The sequence below is a fragment of the Microbacterium hibisci genome, assembly GCF_015278255.1.
Lineage (GTDB): Bacteria > Actinomycetota > Actinomycetes > Actinomycetales > Microbacteriaceae > Microbacterium > Microbacterium hibisci.
Genome location: NZ_JADIJC010000002.1, coordinates 459051 through 478235 on the forward strand (window position 1 = coordinate 459051; position 19185 = coordinate 478235).

Here is a 19185-nt window from a genome sequence, read left to right on the forward strand (position 1 = left end):
GGCGGCGGTGCGTTCCCGGCGCAACGCGCCTAGGTCCGACCCGACGCGTCCGGTGCGGGAACGAACTCGCGGGGCGGGTGCTGGTCGAGGAGGCTCCACACGAAGTGGTCCCAGAAGGTCATCTGCGCGTACGGGCTGACGCGGTAGTGGTTCACGCCGGGCCACACCTTGAAGTCGAACCGCTTGCCGGCGCGGATGAGCGCGTCGGCGAGCGCGTAGGAGTGGTCGATCGTGGCGTTCTCGTCGATCTCGCCGCACGCGATCAGCAGGTCGCCGGCCAGCCGATCGGCCAGCTGCACGTTGCCCAGACCGACGTATTCGTCGCTGTCGCGGTCGACCCCGGGGCCGAGGTGCCAGTCCCAACGTCCGAACGGCATCTTCTTCGCGACGTGCACGCCCGCACTGCTCACGCCGGCGCGGTAGAACTCGGGGAACATCAGCAGCATGCGGGCGGAGTTGTACCCGCCGTAAGAGTGCCCCACGACGCCGACGCGCGTGAGATCCAGTTCAGGATGCCGCGCTCCGAGCTCCGTGACGGCCGTGACGTGATCGGCCAGTCCACGGTCGGTGTGGAAGTGTCGGAACGTCCACTGCCGGAAGGAGCGCTCGCGGCCGGGGGTTCCGCGGCCGTCGAGCATGACGGCGGCGAAGCCGAGGGCGTTGTACGACGGCAGGTACACCTGGCGCGCCGCCAGCTTGCTGGCGCCGAGGTACGCGTGCGGCGCATGCGTCGTCTGGTAGCCGGCGTAGACGTCTTCGATGACGGGGATGCGGGACGGGTCCAGCGGATGGCGGGGGAGTGACAGCACGCCCCACAGGTCGGTGACCCCGTCGTCCGCCTTGACGCAGAACGCCTGCGGCTCGACGTAGCCGGCGCCGAGAAGGCGGCTGACGTCGGTGCGCTCGAGCTCGAGCACGACACGGCCGCCGTCATCGGCGTCGCGCAGCAGGATGACGGGAGCATCGCTCACGGTCGATCGGTGGTCGACGAAGTAGCGCCCGCTGGGGCTGATGCTCCGGACCGGAGGCAGCCCCTGCCCGAACACGAGGTGGAAGAACTGGGGCTCGGGCGCCACGAGCTCGTGGTCGGCGGGCTCCGGCGTCAGCAGGCGCTGCGTGCCGCCGTCGATGCCCGCTCGGTAGACACGGCGCCAGTACGGGTTGCCGCCGTCTGCCGCGGTCCCGGCGAGGTACGTGACCTCCCGCCGTTCGGCGTCGACGTGCAGGATGTCGCGCACGACGAGGTCGCCGTCGCTCACGCGGTTGCGGTGCTCGCCCGTCGCGAGGTTGTAGCGGTGCAGGTGCCCCCATCCGTCGTGCTGCGAGAACAGCACCGCCTCGCCGGAGTCGGGCAGCACCCACACGAGCGGCAGGCTGTAGAGGAACTGGTTCGGCTCGTACAGCGATCCGTCGTCGAGCACGACGGCGTCGCGGCGCTCGCCCGTTCGGGTGTCGACCTCGACGAGGGCTGCGCGTGTGGCGCCCTGCCGGTGGTGCAGAAGGTAGAGGTGCTCTTCGTCAGAGGACCACGTGACCTCGCTGCTGCCGTTGACCATGAGCTGCGACACGAGGCCGTCCGTGGCGTCGACGACGACCCACTCGCCCGTGTCGAGGTCGATGATGCGGCATTCGAGCGGCGGTGGCTCGCCTTCGTCATCCAGCTGGACTCGCCACTCGTGCACCTCGGGGCGAGCTGCGCCCGACGGTGAGATGTTCTCGACCATCCGCTTGATCGGCATCGCGCGCTCGTCGGCGCGGATCGTGATGACGCGGCGACCGGTGGGCGAGTGGACGGTGCCGATGGGCGGCAGATCGAGGCCCATCCGGCGGAACGGCACGACCATGTTGTTGTCGGCCGAGATCGCACCCCACGCATAGTCGACCTCGCCGTCGAACGTCAGCCGCGTCTCGGCGTCGCCGTCGACGAGCCAGAGATCGTGATCCCGGCGCCGCAGCCCTCTGCCGTCAGGACCGGGAAGGATGCCGGGCCGCACGTCGGTGGGCACGTCGGCGATGCCCAGTTCGGCGCGCGTCGCCGCGACCGTGCGCGTCGCGGCGCCCGGGTCGACGCGGACGAACTCCTCGCCCTCGTCGGTCTCGCGGCGGTACCAGAACACGTCGTCCTCGCCCGTCCAGAACGGAGAGATGCGGCGATTGCGCATGAGCCCCGCGAGCTTCTCGGGGGCCAGCGCTGCCGCCTCGCGGTACCGCTCCAGCATCGTCGGCGTCTCACCGTTCACGCGAGCTCCCGCCTTACGAGGTCGGCGACGACGGGCAGCGGCAGCCCCGCCGCGCGAAGGACGGCGTCGTGGAAGTCAGCCACGTCGAATCGCTCCCCGATGTCGGCGCGAAGGCCTTCGCGGAGTTCGTGGAGGAAGTCGTCGCCGAGTTTGTAGGCGAGGGCCTGACCGGGGATGTCGCAGGAATACCGCAGCGTCTCGGTGTCGATCTCGGTCGGCCCCATGAACGCGTGCTCGCGCATGTAGTCTCGCGCGCGCTCGAGCGTCCAGCCGAACGCGTTCATGCCGGTGTCCACGACGAGGCGCGACGTGAGGAACGCCTCCATCACGAGGCGTCCGAACCGCTCCTGCGGCTCGCGGTACATGCCCACCTCGCCCGCGAAGCGCGCGGCGTACTCGGCCCAGCCCTCGGTGTACGCCGTCGCGGCGGCGAACTGGCGGAGCGGGTGGGCGTGCTCCGTCTCGTGCTGCAGCGAGAGGTGCAGGTGGTGGCCGGGCACGAGCTCGTGGTAGTTCAGCGCGGCGATCATCGGCAACGCGGTCTGGGAGAGATTGACGCCGTTGAAGAAGTACAGCCCGAGGTCGCGGTCGGGTTGAGGCGGCGAGTAGTAGCCGAACGTCATCGCCCCCGAGATCTCCGCCGGCAGCGGGGCGACGTCGTACGGAGCGCGGGGCAGCACGCCGAAGGAGGACGCGGCGACGGGCGCGAACCGGTCGATGTAGCGCCGGAAATGCGCGGCGATCTCATCGTCGGTCGACGCACGCCACGCCGGGTCGTCGGCGAGTGACGCGAGGTACTCCGCGGGAGTCCCCTCGAACCCCGCGTCGGCGAGGAGCGCGCGCATCTCGCCCTCGATGCGCGCCATCCGCGCGTGCCCGCGGTCGTGGACCTCCTGCGGCGTGAGGTCGAGAGTGGTGTGCAGAGCGACGAGGCGCTCGTAGATCTCGGCACCGCCCGGATAGCTGCCGAGGCCGACCGCGTCGGGTGCGTTCGCGATGTAGTCCGCGCTGTCGAGCAGCTCGAGCAGCGCGTCGTAAGCGGGCTCGACCTCGGCGGTGATCCGCGCGTCGATGCGGCGCAGCGCGTCCGTCGGCACGGTGTCGGCCGCGCGCGACGCCACGTGCAGCGCGTCGAGTCCGACCTGCCGGAGGCCGGTCACGAGCGGCACGGCGCCCTCGAGCTGACGAGCCGGCATGAAGATGCCCCGCTCCGCCTGCCCCCGCGTGCGATCGCCGAGCTGGCGGACGAGGCGAGCGTACTCGTCGATCACGGCGAGGTGGGCCGCGGCATCCGTCTCATCTGTCAGCTCCACCGCAGCCAGCGCCTCGTGCACGATGTTCAGCACGAAGGCGCCCGAGTACGCGGAGGGCGCGAACATGCTGAAGAATCCTTCGCCGAGCGGGTCGAACGCGAGCCAGTACCACTCCTCCTCCCGCGCCCAGCCCGACGCAAGGGTGCGAGCGGCCGCGAGTGTCGCCACCACGTCCGTCGGCAGCACCGACGTGTCGAGCGCGTCGATGCGCGCGAGGATCTCCTTGCCGTCGCGCGTCCGTCGTGCCACGGCCTCGAGTCCGATGTCGGGCATCTGCTCGAGCACGCGGCCGAGATGGCGCGCGACGACGGGCGTCGCCGAGATGATGCTCCATGCGGCGTCGACGACCGAGCGGGCCTCGATCTCGACCGGGTCGAGGGTGTCCGTGCGGCGTTGCTCCATGTCCACCACGCTAGGAGAGGGTGGGCGTGCGGTCTTCGACGAACGGTCGCAGAGCGGGGGCGGGGATTTCGGCAGCTGTAGAAACCGTCAGTCCTCGTGGATCCCGGTCAACCGGGCGATGCGCAGACCGAGGTGCGCGATGAGCCGGTCGTCGCCGTCCGAGAGATCGAGACCTGTGAGCTCCTGGATGCGGCGCAGCCGGTAATAGAGGCTGGTCCGGTGCGCGAACAGCCGCTCCGACGCGGTTTTCACGTCGCCGGCGCTGTCGAGGAAGACCTCGAGTGTGTGGACGAGCGAGTCGGTGCGGGCACCCTGCGACATGAGCGAGAGGAGGCCGGGGTGCACCATGGCGCGCAGCGCGTCGTCGGGCACCTGATCGAGGAGCTCGTACACCCCGAGAGCCTCGACACCCGTGACCTCTTCGACGGTCGGCACGCGCCCCGCGATCCGGGCGGCGCGCGCCGCTTCGTCCGCGCCCCGACGCGCCTGGGCGAGATCGCTGCGGGATCGGCTGATGCCCACCCGGCAGTGCGGTGCGTCCGTCTTCGCCAGCACCGCCTCTCGCAGTGAGCGGCCGACGGCGAGGAGCTGCTCGCGCGCGCCCGATGCCAGAGGCTCTGCGACGATCAGCACGGCGTGGTCGCGCCGTTGCAGCGACAGGACGCCTCGCGACCCGCGACGACTCCGCACGGCGGCGACGGCCTCCGAGATCGCGAGGGCGTCATCGTCCGTGGTCCGCTCGCCGGGTCGCTCGACGTCCACGACGACGACGCAGTACGTGCTCGCGGTGAAGAGGCCGTCCTCGCGGATCGCCGTGGCGGCGTCCGCACGTGCGCTGTCGTCGCCGCCCAGCAGCCGCTCCACCAGATCCTGCTCCCGAGCGCGGGCGGTTGCGGAGCGCAGGTGCTCGCGGTGCAGGATGACGGCGGCTTCGGCCGCCGACCGGGTCGCGGCATCCGTGTTCTCCTCGTCGACGTCGCCCTCGGGGCCCAGCAGCCAGAGGAACCCCATGAGGGCGCCATGGTGGCGGATCGGAAAGCCGATGCGCACGTCGTCGAGTCCGAGCTCGGGACGCGGCGTCACGACATAGCGCTCACCCGCCGCGTCGGCGCACGCGTAGACGTGGTCCACCACCTCCTTGGAGACGGCCCGACGGAGGATCGACTCCGCCCGCGCCGCGTCGACCTGGCCGCGATGCGGACTGTGGGCGAGCAGATGCAGTCGCGCGTCGTCGATCGCGACCGAGCGGTCGAGCCGGTCCGCGAGGCCCTCGACGAGCTCCTGCAGGTTGGCCGCCATTGCGCGATCCTATCGCCGCGGCATCCGCGCCCCGGCGGTCACGCGGGCATGTGCCGCTCGAACCACAGCAGCACGCGAGTGAGGAAGTCGGGCATCACCGAGAAGCTGCGCACGCCGTGGCCCTCTTCGGGATAGATCACGAGGCGGGACTCGACGCCGTGTGACACGAGCGCCTGATGGAACTCCCGCGCCTGCTCCGGCGGCGTGCACCGGTCTCGCGCGCCCGCGACGTTCATACACGGCGTGCGCACCTTGCTCGCATGGAGGACGGGGCTGCGCGAGTGCACGGCCGATCCCGGCACCTCGGGATCGGCGCGGAGGAAGGCCTGCCCCCAGCCGGCGACGTTGCTCGTGAACGACTGGCTGTACCAGTCCGTGACGGGCGAGATGGGCACGGCCGCGGCGAACCGCGAGTCCTGCGTCACGAGCCACGACGACATGAAGCCGCCGTAGCTGCCGCCGATGAGCCCGATCCGCGCCGGGTCGACCAGTCCGCGAGCGACGAGAGCGTCGACGCCCGAGAGATGGTCGAGCGTGTCCTCGCCACCCATGTCGCCGACGACCCGGCCGGCGTACTCCTGCCCACGTCCGCCGCTGCCGCGGGGGTTGGGGCTCAGGACCGCGTAGCCGCGCGAGACCAGCAGGGGCACCCACGGGTAGTTCATCGACCACGACTCCTGGAAGGCCCAGACAGGTCCGCCATGGATGCTGACGACGAGCGGATGCGGACCATCTGCATCGGGCAGCGCGAGCACCCCTTCGATCTCCGTGCCGTCGGGTGCGTCCCAGGAGACGGCGACGGCCCGGCCGCACACCTCCAGCATGCGGTCCGTTCCGGGGTGGCGCACGGATGCGAGCACCTCGGCCCCATCCGGGCCGATCCTGACGAGCTGGTGCGGCACCCGATAGGCGTCCTCGACGACGAGCGCATCGCCGGAGGCCGTATACGCGGCATCCGGGTATCGATAGCCCCACGAGCGCGGTGCGCTGTGGCGCTCCTCCACGAGACCGGATGTCGCGTCGAAGACCCCGAGCACGGACTCGAGGCCGCGCTGACCGACGAATCCCAGCCTGCGGTCGGCGAACCATCGCGCCGACGTGACGTCGGTGCCGAGAGTGTCGAGGCGCAACGGATCGCCCGTGCTCCGGTCGATGACGAGCAGGTCGCCCGCGACGATCTGCCGGTCGCTGCACACGGCCTCCACGATGCTCACGAACCGTCCGTCCGGCGACGCGGAGGGCAGCGCCAGTTGGACCTCGCTTCGCAGGAGCGTCCTGGCCGTGCCCGCTTCGGGGTCCAGGAGCGACACCGCCGCGGCGTACCAGGAGTCCTCGTCGGGGGCCGTGCTCGTGACGGCGACGATGCGATCGCTGCCGCACCAGCTCGCCTCCCAGCAGTTGACGCCCTCGGGTGAGACCCGTGCGACCGTTCCGGCCTCGACGTCGTATACCCACACCGTCCGCCAGCCGTGGTCGGGTACACCGGTCTCGACGAGCGGATGCCACGACGGCAGGTCGTCCGCGGGGGTCGAGTGCGTGCCGGAACCCTGGCCGCCGGCGAGGTCGGCGCCGTGACCCGCGACGCCCAGCAGCACCCGACCGCCGTCGGGCGACCATTGGAGGTACTCGACCGTGCCGTCGACCTCCGCGCCGGCGGCGGCATCGGTGCCGTCCGCGGCGGCGAGGTGCAGCTGGAACACGCCCGTGTCGTCGGGATCGGCGAGGAACGCGACGCGCTGCCCGTCAGGGGAGAAGCGGCCGCAGCGGGATGCGCCCGGCATGCCGACCGCGGGCGCGAGCTCGCCCGCCGTGGCCGTGAACAGACGAGACTGCGGCACACCCTCGAGCGCGTCGATCACGGAGGCCGTGACCAGCACCCGCGCGCCATCGGGTGCGATCTCGGGCTCCGACAGCGCGTGCGGCCGACCGAACGCGGGAGCGTGCCACTGCCGAAGCGTCTCTTCGACGGCACGGTATTCGTCGAGGTGCCTGATGTCGTGCATTCCGCTGCTCCTCAGCCGCGCACCGGCGCGGCCTCCGCGATGCCGAGCCGGAACACAGGCACGAAGTCGGGGTCGACGATCGCTGGTCGTGTGAGGCGGAACGCCGAGACGTCGTGAGACGTGCGGCCGACCGTCAGCAGGTCGGCGATGATGCGTCCCATGAGACCGGCGAACTTGCCGGCGTGCCCCGCACCGTTGAACACCGCGACATGCGGATGCCCCGGCACGGTGTCGAGCACGAAATCGCGGTCGGCGGGCATGTCGTAGACGCACGTCTTGGTCGCCAGCAGCGAGCCGGCCGCGTCCGGAAGGTACCGCGCCAGGAATGCCTGCAGGCGCAGCGGCTCATCGGCGTCGCCGTCGAAGACGCGCTCGTCGCTGGAGATGAACCGCCCGCGCATGTCGCGGGCGAGCTTCACGGCCGCCTCGCCATAGATCGGGAAGCCGTAGTGCACCTCGGCTCCATGATGGATCCAGATGGGGAACCGGTCGGGGGTGAATGCCGCCGCGGTGCGCGGGGCGAAGTAGGCCACCTGCTCCTGCGACAGGGTGAGGGCGAACCGAAGGCCGAGGTCGGGCATCAGCTCGCCGAGCCATGACGCCGCGGCGACGACGAGGTGATCCGCGTGGACGACCGAGCCGTCACCCAACCTGACCGAGACGCCGCGTTCGCCGATGCCGACTCCCACCGCACGCGTCCGAGGACGGAACTCGACCCCCGCGGCCATCGCCAGCGCCGTGTGCGCCGACACCGACCGGCGGATGTCGAGGATGCCGCCATCCTCCTGGTACAGCCCGACCGTGTCGTCGGCCACACGCCACTGCGGGTAGCGCTCGCGGATGTCGTCGACCGAGAGGTCTTCGTATGCGATGCCTGCGGCGTCCATCGCGCGCCGGTACTCGTGCACCTCGTCGGCCGCACGGCCCTCGGCAGGCGAGAGATCGAGACCGCCCGTGCGCGTGTAGACCTGCAGCCCGGCGCGCTCTTCGAGGTGCGCCCACGCGTCGAACATGGCGTCGGTGAGCTTGGTGTAATCGGCGCGGTGGTAGGCGCGGCGGATGATGCGTGAATGGTCGCCCGACGAGCCGAGCGTGTTCACGAGGTCGAACTGCTCGAGCACGAGCACGCGCTCTGCGCCCGCCTGCGAGAGCCAGTATGCGGCGGCGGAGCCGATCGCGCCCGCGCCGATGACGATGTGCGAGTAGCCCGTGGTCACGTGTCTCCTCGATGCAGGTGGCTGGCGATGACGTCGACGATCCGCCGGCGAGCGTCGGGGTGCGAGAAGCCGTTGTGGCCGTACGCGAACTCGTGAAAGCGAGCATCGGGATTGCGCTCGGCGAGCACCCGGGCGAAGGGGCCCTGCACATCGCGCTCGCCGCAGAAGAAGTCGAGCGGCACCGGGATCGTGTAGTGGTCGAAGCCCCACGGCGCGGTCGCCCACCGCAGCTCGGCGATGAGACCTTCCCTGCTCGCGCGCTCGATGTCCATCCGGCGGTGCAGGGCTGCGACATCCGGCTCGGTGCCCGGCGGCGGCCCGATCAGATCGCTGTCGACGGCGCTCTTTCCGACCGAGCGCTCAGCGAGCCACACGACGAGGCGGGGCGTCCACTGCATGAGCCGGTATCCGACACCGGCCGATGCCGGCGAGGCGCGTCGCGCGAGGGGATCGAACCAGGGCACGGTCGGGTTGATGGGCGCCGCGCCGAGCACACGGTCGGGCATCGAGGCGGCCGTCGCCATCGTCATCATGCCGCCGTTGGACTCGCCGAAGCAGGCGAACTCGTCGACGCCCAGCACGTCGAGCAGTTCGCGGAGGTCGTCGGCATACGCCACCACGGGGCGACGGGGTGAGAGCGTCGATCCGAGCGCGCCCGGCCGATTCGTCGCTATGAGCCGGATGCCCGTCCTCACCGCCTCTCGGTGGAAGATGCCGCCCTCGATGCTCGTGCTGCCGCCGCCGTGGAAGTACAGGGCGGGCCGCCCGCCGTCGGCGCCGAACTCCTGCCAGGTCAGCGTACGACCGTCGGCCAGGGTCAGCGACCGCACAGGGGGGTCGATCAGCACGACGTCGTGCTCCGCGGCGGTCATGCGTCGCTCCGTCGGGCATCGGCATCCGTCGCCGTGGGCCCGGTGACCGCCGGCAGCTCTCCGCGCTCGGCGAGCTCGGCCTGGATCTCCTGGATGCGCGCGCGGTTGAGCGGATAGTTCCAGATGATGAGGGCCGCCACGAGCAGGCCCAGGGCGGGCAGCACGGCGAACCCGAGCTTGAGCCCGATGACGGCGGACGTCGTCTGTTCGACCGCGGTCGCGTCGAAGCCGCAGAAGGCCACGAAGGCGAGGCCGAGCGCGCCCGCAACCCCCACGATCGACTTCTGGAGGAACGCGAACAGCGAGCCGTACAGACCGCTGTGGTCCTCGCCCGTCTTGAGGCGCCCGTAGTCGACGATGTCGGCCGACATCGTGTAGACCGCGATCGAGCCGCTGACCACGAGGGTGACGATCGGCAGCAGCACGAGGCTGGCGGCAGCGGCGCCCGGTCCGGGTGAGACGAGGACGAACGACGCGTACGCGAGCGAGCCGAGGATGAGGGCGATCGCCCACACGCGGTGCCGCTCGAACCGGCCCGAAAGGGCGGTCCAGATCGGGATGCCGATGATGCTCGTCAGCAGGGCGAGTCCCATGATGGCGGGGAGCTCGGCGCCGATGCCGAGGTAGATGTCCATGTAGAGGTAGGTGAGGCCCGAGCTCATGCCCGTGAGGAGATTGACGGGGAGGAAGGCGGCGAGGAGACGCAGCAGCGGCGGGTTGCGGCGGACGGCCGTCCAGAGCTCGCGCAGGCGCCGGCGCGGCTCGCGCACCTCGGGCTCGATCGGACGCTCGACGCCCCGTGACGGCACACGCAGGATGAACAGCAGCGTCGCGATCGGCAGGGCGACGGCGCAGATGATGGCCACGAGGCGAAGGCTGCGGAAGTCCACTTCCGTGCTGTCGGTCATGCCCAGCTGCATCGCGAGGAACGGGATGACGAAGAACAGCAGCTGTCCCACGATCTGCGCCATGCCGCGCCATCCCTGCACGCGGGCGCGCTGGCCGTAGTCGGTCGACAGGCCATAGCTCCACGCCTGGATCGGGATCTCCATGACCTTCCACCCGAGGTACGTCACCGCCATCCAGAGTCCGAAGTACACGACGCCGACGTCGTCGGGCGGGCTCAGCAGGAACCACACACCCGCGACCGACAGCGCGCAGCCGGCGATGAGCCAGCTGCGGCGCGTGCCGGTGCGGGCGTAGGTGAGGTCGGACAGCCAGCCGATGAGGGGATAGGTGAAGGCGTCGAAGAGCTTGGTGACGAGCACCGCGATCGCGAGGGCGCCGAGCGAGATGCCGGCGTGCTTCGCGTACACGCCTTGAAGGATGCCCTCGGGGCCGTGCATGACCCCGAGGATCACCGTCGGCAGGGCGAATGCGATGAGCAGGTCCCGCCGCAGCGGCGGCGCACCGCCCGCGGCGGCTCGTCGCTGCGCGCGGCTCGTGCGTGGCGCCCGACTGGTGCGGTGCGGCATGTGGCCTCCCGGCTCGGCGATCGTTGATCGGTTTCGGCAACCGTAGGCGCCGCCTGCGAAGGTGCGACAGCGCAGTCCGTGGAATGCGGATGCCGCACCTTCGACTGATGTCGAAAAGCCGCCGTCAGCCCGCGACGGCGGCGGGCTGCGGCATCCGCAGACCCGCGTGGAACGCGGCGAAGGCGAGCCAGTCGGCGTGCTTCGCCGACGCGGCACCGAGCCCCGCCGCGCCGTGCCCCTGGTCGGCATAGACCTTGAGCAGGATCGGCGCCTCGCCGTTCTGCGCCGACTCGAGCGCGTCGACGAACAGGCGCACGTGCCACACGGGGCACCGCGGGTCGTTGGCCCCACCGGTGACGAGGGTGGCGGGGTAGTCGGCGGGCCGGACGTTGTGGACGGGGCTGATCGCCCGCAGCCATTCCGCCTCGGTCTCGTCCAGCGGGTCGCCGTACTCCAGGCGGCCGATCGCGTAGGTCAAGGGGTCGCGGTGGTACTCGAGCAGATCGAGCAGGGGCACGTCGCTCACGACGGCCGCCCACAGATCGGGTCGTTGCACGAGAGCGACGCCCGTGAGGAGGCCCCCGTTGCTCTCGCCCTTGACGACCAGTCGATCGGTCGTGGTCCACCCCTCGGCGACGAGCTGCTCGGCGACGGCGTAGAGGTCGTCGAACGTGAGCTGCTTCGTGTCCCGGGTGCCCTGGCGCCACCAGTCGGCGCCGAACTCACTGCCGCCGCGGAGATGGGTCAGAACGAAGACGCCCCCGGCGTCTATCCACGCGTTGAAGGAGGGGTCGAACGCGGGCAGGAAGGCGAGGCAGAACCCGCCGTAGCCGTAGACGAGCGTCGGCTGCGGCACCGATCGGTCGACATCGGCGCGGTGCACGACATGGGCGAGCACCTCGGCGCCGTCGCTCGATGTCGCCGTGACGGTCGAGATGACGAGGTCGTCGCGCTCGATCTCGGCGGGGGCGAGCACCTCGAGGCGACGCTCGCTGACGACATAGCGATAGATGGCCCACGACGAGCCGAAGGTCGAGCGCACGAACGACACCTCATCCTCGCCCGTCACGAACATGGGCAGTCCGGGGTGCGACGCCCCGACCGGATATGCGCCGATCGAGCCCGGCTCGCCGAGATCGATCTCGTCGAGGAGCGAGCCGTCGCGGTCGAGGATGCGAAGCCCGCTCGCCGCATCGCGCAGATACCCGAGCACGATGACGTCGTCCACGATGCCGACCTTGCGCAGGACGTCGGAGGACTCGGGCAGGAGCTCGATCCACGTCGAGGTGTCGCCGGCGGTCGCGACCGGGATGCGCACGAGGCGTCCGCGCGGCGCGCCGTCGTCGACGATCGCGATGAGGTCGTCGCCGTGGAACTCGCCCATCACCCCGCCGGGGACGTCCTTCAGGAAGGGGAGGACTTCGCCGTCGCGGATGATCCAATCGAGGCGCTGCTCGGTGTTGCCCGATCGCAGCGCCGCGTAGGTGTCGTCGGGCGACACGACGATGCCGGGGTCCATGATGCCGGCCGGGGCCGCGAGCGGCGTGCCGGGCGCCTCGCCGAGACGGTGGTGGCGCAGCGGGAACTCGAAACGCCCGTCGATGACCTCGCGGCCCGAATACCAGAAGCCCGTCGAGTCGGCGCGCCAGGTGAAGTTCTGGATGCTCGCCTCGATGCCGTGGTCCACCACCTCGCCGGTTTCGACGTCGAGGATGCCGAGCTCGTTGATCTCGGTGCCGGCCTCCGCCACCGCGTAGGCGAGGAACCGGCCGTCGGGCGACGGCCACATGTCCACGAGGGCGACCATCGCGCCGCGCTGCGCGCTCAGCTCGTTCGGATCGACGAGGACGCGCGGCGCTCCCGTGGGGGAGGCGAGCACGGCGACGACCGGCTGGTCGGCGTCGGGACGGAGCAGTCGACGCTGGAACCACCGCGCGCCGCGGCGGATCACGGGGTATCGGCGCGCGTCGGCGATGCCCGCCGCAACCCGTCGCTCGAACTCGGCTCGTGCGTCGAGGCCGGACAGGTGCCGGTCGGCGGTCTCGACCCGTGTGGCTTGCCACTCGAGCGTCTCGGGCGTGGTGTCGTCTCTCAAGTCCATCATCGGGCTCCTGTCTCCAGCTGTCGGGTCTCGTGCGGGGCGTGGTCGGGCGCGTCGTGCGAGGTCGTCTGTTCGAGGCTGCCGGCGAGGCGACCGTAGACGTCGGCCATCAGCCGGAGGCTCTGCGCGCCGGGCGTGGTGGAGCCGGGCAGGAGCTCGACCCCCTCGACCGCGAGCGCCTCGAGCGCGCGGCTCGCCGCCGCCGCACGCTCGATCATGCCGCGCGCGGCGGCGGGGTCTGCGGCATAGTGCTCGCGCCGGGAGCCGGGCACCAGCACACGCGAGATCAGCCCCATGTCGATGAGCCGGCGTGTGTTCGTGCTGATGCTGCCGCGGCTGACGCCGAGCTGCTCGGCCAGCTCGGCGAGGGAGAGATGCGGCTCGTCGGCCGTCGCGAGATGCGCGAAAATGCGCCCCGCGATGCGGGGCTCGCCCTGCGCTTCGAGCGTACGAGCCCATCGCTCGACGTATTCGGCCCTGACCTGAGAGTCCACATCAACTCCTCGTGCATAACGTTCAGTACAAACTAAACAGTCTGCGCGGGGACGTCAACAGTGGACTCGCCTACTTTCGACGGAACACGCACAGCCCGGCCGATCGGCAGTGTCGCGATCGGCCGGGCGACCCGCGAGATCCGGGGTCGACCGGATCCCCCGCAACCCCGGTCAGTCGCTCGGCCCGGCGGGGTCGGCGGCCCCGCTCGCCCCGGCGGGTTGCCCGGGCTCGCCCCCAGCCTCGAGCGGCCCCGGCTCCCAGCGCAGCAGATCGCCCGGCTGGCAGTCGAGCGCTTCGCACAGCGCGTCGAGGGTGGCGAACCGCACGCCTCGAGCCCGGCCGTTCTTGAGCGACGCGAGGTTGGCGGGGGTGATGCCGACCCGGTCGGCGAGAGCGCCGACGGCCATCTTGCGCCGGGCGAGCATCACATCGATATCGACGACGATGGGCATCAGATCATCTCATCCAGCTCGGTGCGCAGCGCGCTGGCTTCGACGTCGCGCTCGATCGCCTGCCGGAGCAGGTTCTTCATCACGACCACGAGGAGCGCCATGCCTCCCAGTACCAGCGACGCTCCGCAGACCAGCCCGACGATGCCCGGCGCGGTCGTCCCGAGCGCGAGCAGCACGGCCATCGCGAACGCCAGCACAGCGGCTGCCGCGATGGCCCAGACGATGATGTCGACGTACCGGAACGACGACTCGGAGAACACCGATCCCTTCCGCACCTTCGTCAGCAGCAGCCACACGCAGACCGCGAACACCTGCATCGTCACCACGCCCAGAATGATGAGGGTGACGAAGGTGATGCGGGCCCACAGCAGCTCGCCCTCCAGATCCCGCCAGATCGCGGGAACGATGAACGCCTGCACCACCAGCGACCCCGCCAGTGCGAGGGCGATCACCACCCGCAACGCCCAGATTGTTGCTTTCGCCATTCCTGTGCCCTTCTCGTCGAACAATCGAAATCTATCGTTTGACGATAGATTCTACAAGTAGGGCGATCGATCGCGCGGATCACCGGCGACTGCGCGGCGGTCGGTCGCACGGCAGAGCGGATGCCGCGGCCCGGCGCACGCGCGCCGGGCCCCGGCATCCGTCATCTCGGCACCGCGGTACCACCGCCGCACGCCGGGTTCATCCCACGGGCGGACGCGCCCGACCGGGGTGCGCCCATAGCGTGGGGGCATGATCGTTGCAGAACAGCTCACGAAGCGCTTCGGTGACAAGACCGCGGTCTCGCAGGTCTCGTTCACCGTGCAGCCGGGGAAGGTCACCGGGTTCCTCGGCCCCAACGGCGCCGGGAAGTCCACCACGATGCGCATGATCGTCGGCCTCGACCGGCCGACCGCGGGCATCGTCACGGTGAACGGCAAGCCCTACGCCCAGTTGCGCGCCCCGCTGACCGAGGTGGGCGTGCTCCTCGACGCCAAGGCGGTGCACACCGGCCGTTCGGCGCGCAACCACCTGCGGGCGATGGCCGCGACCCACGGCATCGGACGCGCGCGCGTCGACGAGGTGATCGAGCTCACCGGCCTCGCCTCCGTCGCGAACAAGCGGGCGGGCAAGTTCTCGCTCGGCATGGGGCAGCGCCTCGGCATCGCCGCGGCGCTCCTCGGCGACCCGCACACGGTGATCCTCGACGAGCCGGTGAACGGCCTCGACCCGGAGGGAGTGCGCTGGGTGCGGCAGTTCGTGCGGCACCTCGCCGGCGAGGGGCGCACCGTGCTGCTGTCGAGCCACCTCATGAGCGAGATGTCGCAGACGGCCGACCACGTCATCGTGCTGGGCCGCGGCAAGGTGCTCGCCGACGCCGAGCTGTCCGAGCTCGTGAGCGCCTGGACGAGCAACACCGTCCGCGTGCGCTCGCCGCGCCTGGCAGAGCTGGTCGCCGCGGTCGCCGGCCCCGACGTCACCGTGACCGCGACCGAGCCGGGCCTCGCCGACATCAACGGCGTGACGGCGGCGTCGCTCGGCGACCTCGCAGCCTCGCTCGGCATCCCCGTGCACGAGCTCACCCCGCGCACCGGCTCCCTCGAAGAGGCGTACCTCGCCCTCACCGGCGAAGCCGTCGAGTACAAGTCCAAGGAGATCGCATGACCGCCCTCGCCACCGAACCCGCGCTGCGCTCAAACGCCGGTTCGTCGTCGCCCTACCGTCTGAGCTTCGGCCGCGTGCTGCGCAGCGAGGCCATCAAGGTGATCACACTGCGCTCCACCTGGTGGTCGCTCGGCGTCGCCGCCGTCCTGTCGATCGGCATCTCGATGATGATCGCGGCCGCCTCAGAGAGCTTCGGCGGGGGCTTCCCGGCCGTCAACGCGATCCTCTCGCCGACGCAGTTCACGATGCTCGTCGCCGGCATCCTCGGGGCGATCGTCATCACCGGCGAATACTCGACGGGCATGATCCGCTCGACGCTCACGGCCGAGCCGCGGCGCGGCACGGTCGTGCTGGCCAAGGCCGTGGTGGTCGCGGCGCTCATGGCGGTCACCACCGTCGTCAGCTACGCGATCGCGATCGCCGCCACGGCGCCGATCCTCAGCGAGGGCATCGACTGGTCCGAGCCGGCGCAGTCCGTCGTGCCGCTGGCCTACGGCGTGCTGTCCATGGTGGTCTTCACGCTCCTCGGGCTCGGCTTCGGATTCATCGTCCGCAACGGCGCAGGCGCGATCGCCGCGACGGTCGGCGTGCTGTTCGTGCTGCCCATCGTGTTCAGCCTGTTCTCGATGGCCGGCGAGAGCTGGCAATGGATCGTCGACCTGGGCCAGTACCTGCCGATGAACGCGGCTTCGACCCTGACCGCGCCCGGCAACGAGGAGGTCCTGCCGGCGCTGCTCGCGCTCGCCGGGTGGACGATCGTGCCGCTCGTGCTCGGATGGGGCGTCCTGCGCACGCGGGATGCGTGACGCGTAGAGTCGATCGGATGTCCCGCAGAGGCGACCAGCCCGTCGTCGGTGCCGCTCCCGGTGCCGACGACGGGCTGCTGCTTCCCCGCCCGCCGGGCGTCCTCCGGCGCTTCTGGGCGCGGCATCCGCGTGTCACCGACGCCCTCGTCGCCGGCGTCGCGCTGCTCCTGTCGCTGCCGGCGGCCACGTTCCGCTCCGGCTTTCCGACGCAGCCCACCGCCACCCAGACGTGGCTCGCGGTCGTGCTGGTCGTGCTCGCGTGCGCGGCGCTGCTGTTCCGCCGTCGCCGACCGCTCCTCGTCTTCGCCGCGTGCGCGCTCCCGGCCGTGGTGCTGCCGCCGAGCCTCGTCCCGGTCACGCATCTGCTGCCCGCCTTCGCGCTCTATGCCGTCGCCGCGTACCGCTCGGCCCGCGCCTGCTGGACCGCCTTCGGCATCGCGTGCGCCGCCTTCACGCTCGCCACCGCCGTCGCAGCGATGGCTGCCCCTGCCGAGTTCAGCCTGCTGGTGACGTCGCTGGTCTCGGGCGTGGTCGCGATGCTCGTGGGCGCGCTGCTCGGCACCAACGTAGGCAACCGTCGCCGCTATCTCGAGGCCCTGATAGACCGATCGCGCCAGCTGCTCGTCGAGCGCGATCAGCAGGCCCAGCTCGCCGCCGCAGCCGAGCGCACGCGCATCGCGCGCGAGATGCACGACATCGTCTCGCACAACCTCACCGTGGTCGTCGCGCTCGCCGAGGGCGCGACGGCGACCCCCGATCCCGAGCGGGCACGAGTGGCGACGCAGCAGATCGCCGACACCGCCCGTGGCGCGCTCGCCGAGATGCGCGCGATGCTGGGCGTCCTGCGCGATCCCGACGCGCTGCCGGGTGCGCTGCTCGCGCCCCTGGAGTCCGCGACCATCGCCGACGCCGTCGAGGCGGCCCAGCGCGCCGGATTCCCGGTGGTGCTCCACACCGAGGGCGCGCTCGACGCGCTGCCCGCAGACCTCCGGCTCGCGACGACCCGCATCGTGCAGGAGTCGCTCACCAACGCGATGCGCCACGCGCCGCTCGCCACCGTCATCGCGGCGCGGGTCGCCGTGGGCGAGGCATCGGTCGAGATCACCGTCACGAACGACGGCGTCGCATCGAGCGGCGCGGGCGCCGAGGCAGGCTCGCGCGGCGGCTACGGCATCCCCGGGCTCCGCGAACGAGCCGCCCACGTCGGCGGCACCCTCGCCGCGGGCCCCGTCGATGGCGGACGCTGGGTCGTGCGGGCCGAGCTTCCCCTGCCCGCAGCGCCGTCCGAGGAGCGTGCACCATGACCGACAGCATCCGCGTCCTGCTGGTCGACGACCAGGAGCTGATCCGGCTCGGATTCCGACTCGTGCTCGAGGCCGAGCCCGACATCGAGGTCGTCGGCGAGGCGGCCGACGGCGACGAAGCGGTGCGCGCCGTCGCCGGCCACCGTCCCGACGTGGTGCTGATGGACATCCGGATGCCGCGCACCGACGGGATCGCCGCCACCCGCGCCATCGTGCACAGTCACCCGGCGACCCGCGTGCTCGTGCTCACGACGTTCGACCTCGACGAGTATGCGTTCGGGGCATTGGATGCCGGGGCCAGCGGCTTCCTCCTGAAAGACGCCCAGCGCACCGAGCTGACCGCGGCGATCCGCGCGGTGCATCGCGGCGACGCCGTCCTGGCGCCGGCGGTGACACGGCGCGTGATCGAGCGCGCGCGCACCGCCGCGGGCGCGGCGCCGTCGACGGCCGCGGGACCGGATCCGCTCGCGGAGCTCACCGAGCGGGAGCGCGAGGTGCTCCACGCGATCGCCGAGGGCCTGACGAACGCCGAGATCGCGCAGCGCCTCTACCTCAGCGAATCGACCGTGAAGACGCACGTCGGCCGCGTGCTCGCCAAGATCGGCGCGCGTGATCGCGTGCAGGCCGTCATCGTGGCGCACCGCCACGGGCTGGTCGACCCGAGGGCAGCCGACGCGGGCGGCGCTGCGACCTGATCGCGGCGCCGGCTTCCGCTACGCCGGGGAGTCCGACGTGGTGCCGTCGGGGGCGTCGGCGGAGTGGTCGCGCACGTCGGGCTCGGCCCGCAGCGCGTCGGCGATCTCCTCCTCCGGACGCGGGGCGATCGTCTCGTCGACCTCGAGCTCGGGGATGCTCGGCTCGCCGGGGGCCGGAATGTGCGGCTGCCACGAGTGGTCTTCGCTGGACACCTCGAGTCCTTCCGTCGGCTCAGTGCCAGCGTACGACTCGAGGGCCGCGAGTGGGCGCGGTGCAGGGGCTGGTCTCGCTGGCGCGCCCGTCGGGCAGAAGCCCGCGCCGCCGGTCAGCTGCGGGCCCGATTGCCGCCGCGCCGGCCGGCGAGATACTCCTCGGGCATGCCGGGGCCGATGCGGATGGCGACCTCGTCGATGGCGACGGTGCCGCACCGGTCGCACACCGTGGCCGCGTGCACCGAACTGTCGCACGCCGAGTGCCGGTACAGGATCGGCGGATCGATCGGCGAAGCCCAGTCGTCGCCCCACTCGGTGAGGGCGATGAGCGCGATCGCGAGGGCGTGGCCCTTCTCGGTGAGCACGTAGTCCACGGCGCCCTCGCGGGCCATGATGCCGACGGCGACGAACGCGTCGAGTCGCGAGGAGAGGACATTGGTCGCGATACCGAGATTGTGCTGGAAGTCGCCGAACCGCGTCACGCCCGCGAAGAGGGCGTCGCGGATGATGAGCAGGCTCCAACGCTCGCCGACGAGCTCGAGCGATCGGGCGATCGAGCACACCTGCGTGTCATACGTCTTGCCCAGCATGGATCGAGCCTAACACTTGCGTGATGCAAGTCAGAGGTCTATCGTCGCTTGCATCACGCAA

Annotated in this window: 17 protein-coding genes; 4 read left to right on the forward strand and 13 right to left on the reverse strand. The window is 71.1% G+C overall.

Annotation, left to right across the window (positions count from 1 at the left end; genetic code table 11):
• Positions 1-29: 29 nt before the first annotated feature.
• The 11 genes from IM770_RS06130 to IM770_RS06180 all read right to left on the reverse strand — a co-directional run bounded on the left by IM770_RS06130 (position 30) and on the right by IM770_RS06180 (position 14354).
• Positions 30-2240 carry a S9 family peptidase gene (locus tag IM770_RS06130; protein ID WP_203580243.1) on the reverse strand — a complete coding sequence of 737 codons (2211 nt, stop codon included), beginning with the start codon at positions 2238-2240 and terminating at the stop codon, positions 30-32.
• A complete protein-coding gene (locus IM770_RS06135; protein ID WP_203580244.1) occupies positions 2237-3955 on the reverse strand; it encodes a DUF885 domain-containing protein in 1719 nt (572 codons plus the stop codon). Before IM770_RS06135 ends, IM770_RS06130 begins: the two co-directional genes overlap by 4 nt.
• An 87-nt stretch (positions 3956-4042) precedes the next feature.
• Positions 4043-5254 carry a PucR family transcriptional regulator gene (locus IM770_RS06140; RefSeq protein WP_203580245.1) on the reverse strand — a complete coding sequence of 404 codons (1212 nt, stop codon included), beginning with the start codon at positions 5252-5254 and terminating at the stop codon, positions 4043-4045.
• A gap of 38 nt (positions 5255-5292) precedes the next feature.
• The gene (locus tag IM770_RS06145; protein ID WP_203580246.1) at positions 5293-7257 is read right to left on the reverse strand and encodes a S9 family peptidase; all 1965 of its coding nucleotides are present in this window, start codon (positions 7255-7257) and stop codon (positions 5293-5295) included.
• Positions 7258-7268: 11 nt separating this feature from the next.
• The gene (gene solA, locus IM770_RS06150; RefSeq protein ID WP_203580247.1) at positions 7269-8474 is read right to left on the reverse strand and encodes an N-methyl-L-tryptophan oxidase; all 1206 of its coding nucleotides are present in this window, start codon (positions 8472-8474) and stop codon (positions 7269-7271) included.
• Positions 8471-9346, reverse strand: a complete 876-nt coding sequence (locus IM770_RS06155) for an alpha/beta fold hydrolase (protein ID WP_203580248.1) — start codon at positions 9344-9346, stop codon at positions 8471-8473. Before IM770_RS06155 ends, solA begins: the two co-directional genes overlap by 4 nt.
• Positions 9343-10821 (reverse strand): MFS transporter, encoded by a 1479-nt coding sequence (locus IM770_RS06160; protein WP_203580249.1) that lies wholly within the window; start codon positions 10819-10821, stop codon positions 9343-9345. Before IM770_RS06160 ends, IM770_RS06155 begins: the two co-directional genes overlap by 4 nt.
• A 124-nt stretch (positions 10822-10945) precedes the next feature.
• Positions 10946-12925 (reverse strand): prolyl oligopeptidase family serine peptidase, encoded by a 1980-nt coding sequence (locus IM770_RS06165; RefSeq protein ID WP_203580250.1) that lies wholly within the window; start codon positions 12923-12925, stop codon positions 10946-10948.
• A complete protein-coding gene (locus tag IM770_RS06170; RefSeq protein WP_203580251.1) occupies positions 12922-13416 on the reverse strand; it encodes a GbsR/MarR family transcriptional regulator in 495 nt (164 codons plus the stop codon). Before IM770_RS06170 ends, IM770_RS06165 begins: the two co-directional genes overlap by 4 nt.
• 171 nt (positions 13417-13587) lie before the next feature.
• Complete coding sequence (locus IM770_RS06175; protein ID WP_203580252.1) at positions 13588-13869, reverse strand: helix-turn-helix domain-containing protein; 282 nt, start codon at positions 13867-13869, stop codon at positions 13588-13590.
• Positions 13869-14354 (reverse strand): DUF2975 domain-containing protein, encoded by a 486-nt coding sequence (locus IM770_RS06180; protein ID WP_203580253.1) that lies wholly within the window; start codon positions 14352-14354, stop codon positions 13869-13871. The genes IM770_RS06175 and IM770_RS06180 overlap by 1 nt, the downstream gene beginning before the upstream one ends.
• 250 nt (positions 14355-14604) lie before the next feature.
• Here IM770_RS06180 and IM770_RS06185 point away from each other — a divergent pair, with 250 nt between their 5' ends.
• From IM770_RS06185 to IM770_RS06200, 4 genes are read left to right on the forward strand one after another with little or no spacing between them, the layout of a single operon-like run.
• Entirely contained in the window at positions 14605-15516 is a 912-nt protein-coding gene (locus IM770_RS06185) for an ABC transporter ATP-binding protein (protein ID WP_203580254.1), read from the forward strand.
• Complete coding sequence (locus IM770_RS06190; protein ID WP_203580255.1) at positions 15513-16322, forward strand: ABC transporter permease subunit; 810 nt, start codon at positions 15513-15515, stop codon at positions 16320-16322. The genes IM770_RS06185 and IM770_RS06190 overlap by 4 nt, the downstream gene beginning before the upstream one ends.
• A 17-nt stretch (positions 16323-16339) precedes the next feature.
• Positions 16340-17626 (forward strand): sensor histidine kinase, encoded by a 1287-nt coding sequence (locus tag IM770_RS06195; protein WP_203580256.1) that lies wholly within the window; start codon positions 16340-16342, stop codon positions 17624-17626.
• The gene (locus tag IM770_RS06200; protein ID WP_203580257.1) at positions 17623-18321 is read left to right on the forward strand and encodes a response regulator transcription factor; all 699 of its coding nucleotides are present in this window, start codon (positions 17623-17625) and stop codon (positions 18319-18321) included. The genes IM770_RS06195 and IM770_RS06200 overlap by 4 nt, the downstream gene beginning before the upstream one ends.
• Before the next feature lie 18 nt (positions 18322-18339).
• On the opposite strand, the gene IM770_RS06205 is transcribed toward IM770_RS06200, so the two are convergent.
• Together IM770_RS06205 and IM770_RS06210 are read right to left on the reverse strand one after the other, a co-directional pair.
• A complete protein-coding gene (locus IM770_RS06205; RefSeq protein ID WP_203580258.1) occupies positions 18340-18534 on the reverse strand; it encodes a hypothetical protein in 195 nt (64 codons plus the stop codon).
• Positions 18535-18647: 113 nt separating this feature from the next.
• Entirely contained in the window at positions 18648-19124 is a 477-nt protein-coding gene (locus tag IM770_RS06210) for a winged helix-turn-helix transcriptional regulator (protein WP_203580259.1), read from the reverse strand.
• Positions 19125-19185 lie beyond the last annotated feature (61 nt).

Bases quoted from the DNA above. Each gene is read 5' to 3' on its own strand.
- IM770_RS06180 (WP_203580253.1), bottom strand. From the start codon at position 14,354: ATGGCGAAAGCAACAATCTGGGCGTTGCGGGTGGTGATCGCCCTCGCA.
- IM770_RS06190 (WP_203580255.1), top strand. From the start codon at position 15,513: ATGACCGCCCTCGCCACCGAACCCGCGCTGCGCTCAAACGCCGGTTCG.
- IM770_RS06160 (WP_203580249.1), bottom strand. From the start codon at position 10,821: ATGCCGCACCGCACCAGTCGGGCGCCACGCACGAGCCGCGCGCAGCGA.
- IM770_RS06135 (WP_203580244.1), bottom strand. From the start codon at position 3,955: ATGGAGCAACGCCGCACGGACACCCTCGACCCGGTCGAGATCGAGGCC.
- IM770_RS06140 (WP_203580245.1), bottom strand. From the start codon at position 5,254: ATGGCGGCCAACCTGCAGGAGCTCGTCGAGGGCCTCGCGGACCGGCTC.
- IM770_RS06165 (WP_203580250.1), bottom strand. From the start codon at position 12,925: ATGATGGACTTGAGAGACGACACCACGCCCGAGACGCTCGAGTGGCAA.
- IM770_RS06185 (WP_203580254.1), top strand. From the start codon at position 14,605: ATGATCGTTGCAGAACAGCTCACGAAGCGCTTCGGTGACAAGACCGCG.
- IM770_RS06145 (WP_203580246.1), bottom strand. From the start codon at position 7,257: ATGCACGACATCAGGCACCTCGACGAATACCGTGCCGTCGAAGAGACG.
- IM770_RS06155 (WP_203580248.1), bottom strand. From the start codon at position 9,346: ATGACCGCCGCGGAGCACGACGTCGTGCTGATCGACCCCCCTGTGCGG.
- IM770_RS06200 (WP_203580257.1), top strand. From the start codon at position 17,623: ATGACCGACAGCATCCGCGTCCTGCTGGTCGACGACCAGGAGCTGATC.
- IM770_RS06210 (WP_203580259.1), bottom strand. From the start codon at position 19,124: ATGCTGGGCAAGACGTATGACACGCAGGTGTGCTCGATCGCCCGATCG.
- IM770_RS06195 (WP_203580256.1), top strand. From the start codon at position 16,340: ATGTCCCGCAGAGGCGACCAGCCCGTCGTCGGTGCCGCTCCCGGTGCC.
- IM770_RS06175 (WP_203580252.1), bottom strand. From the start codon at position 13,869: ATGCCCATCGTCGTCGATATCGATGTGATGCTCGCCCGGCGCAAGATG.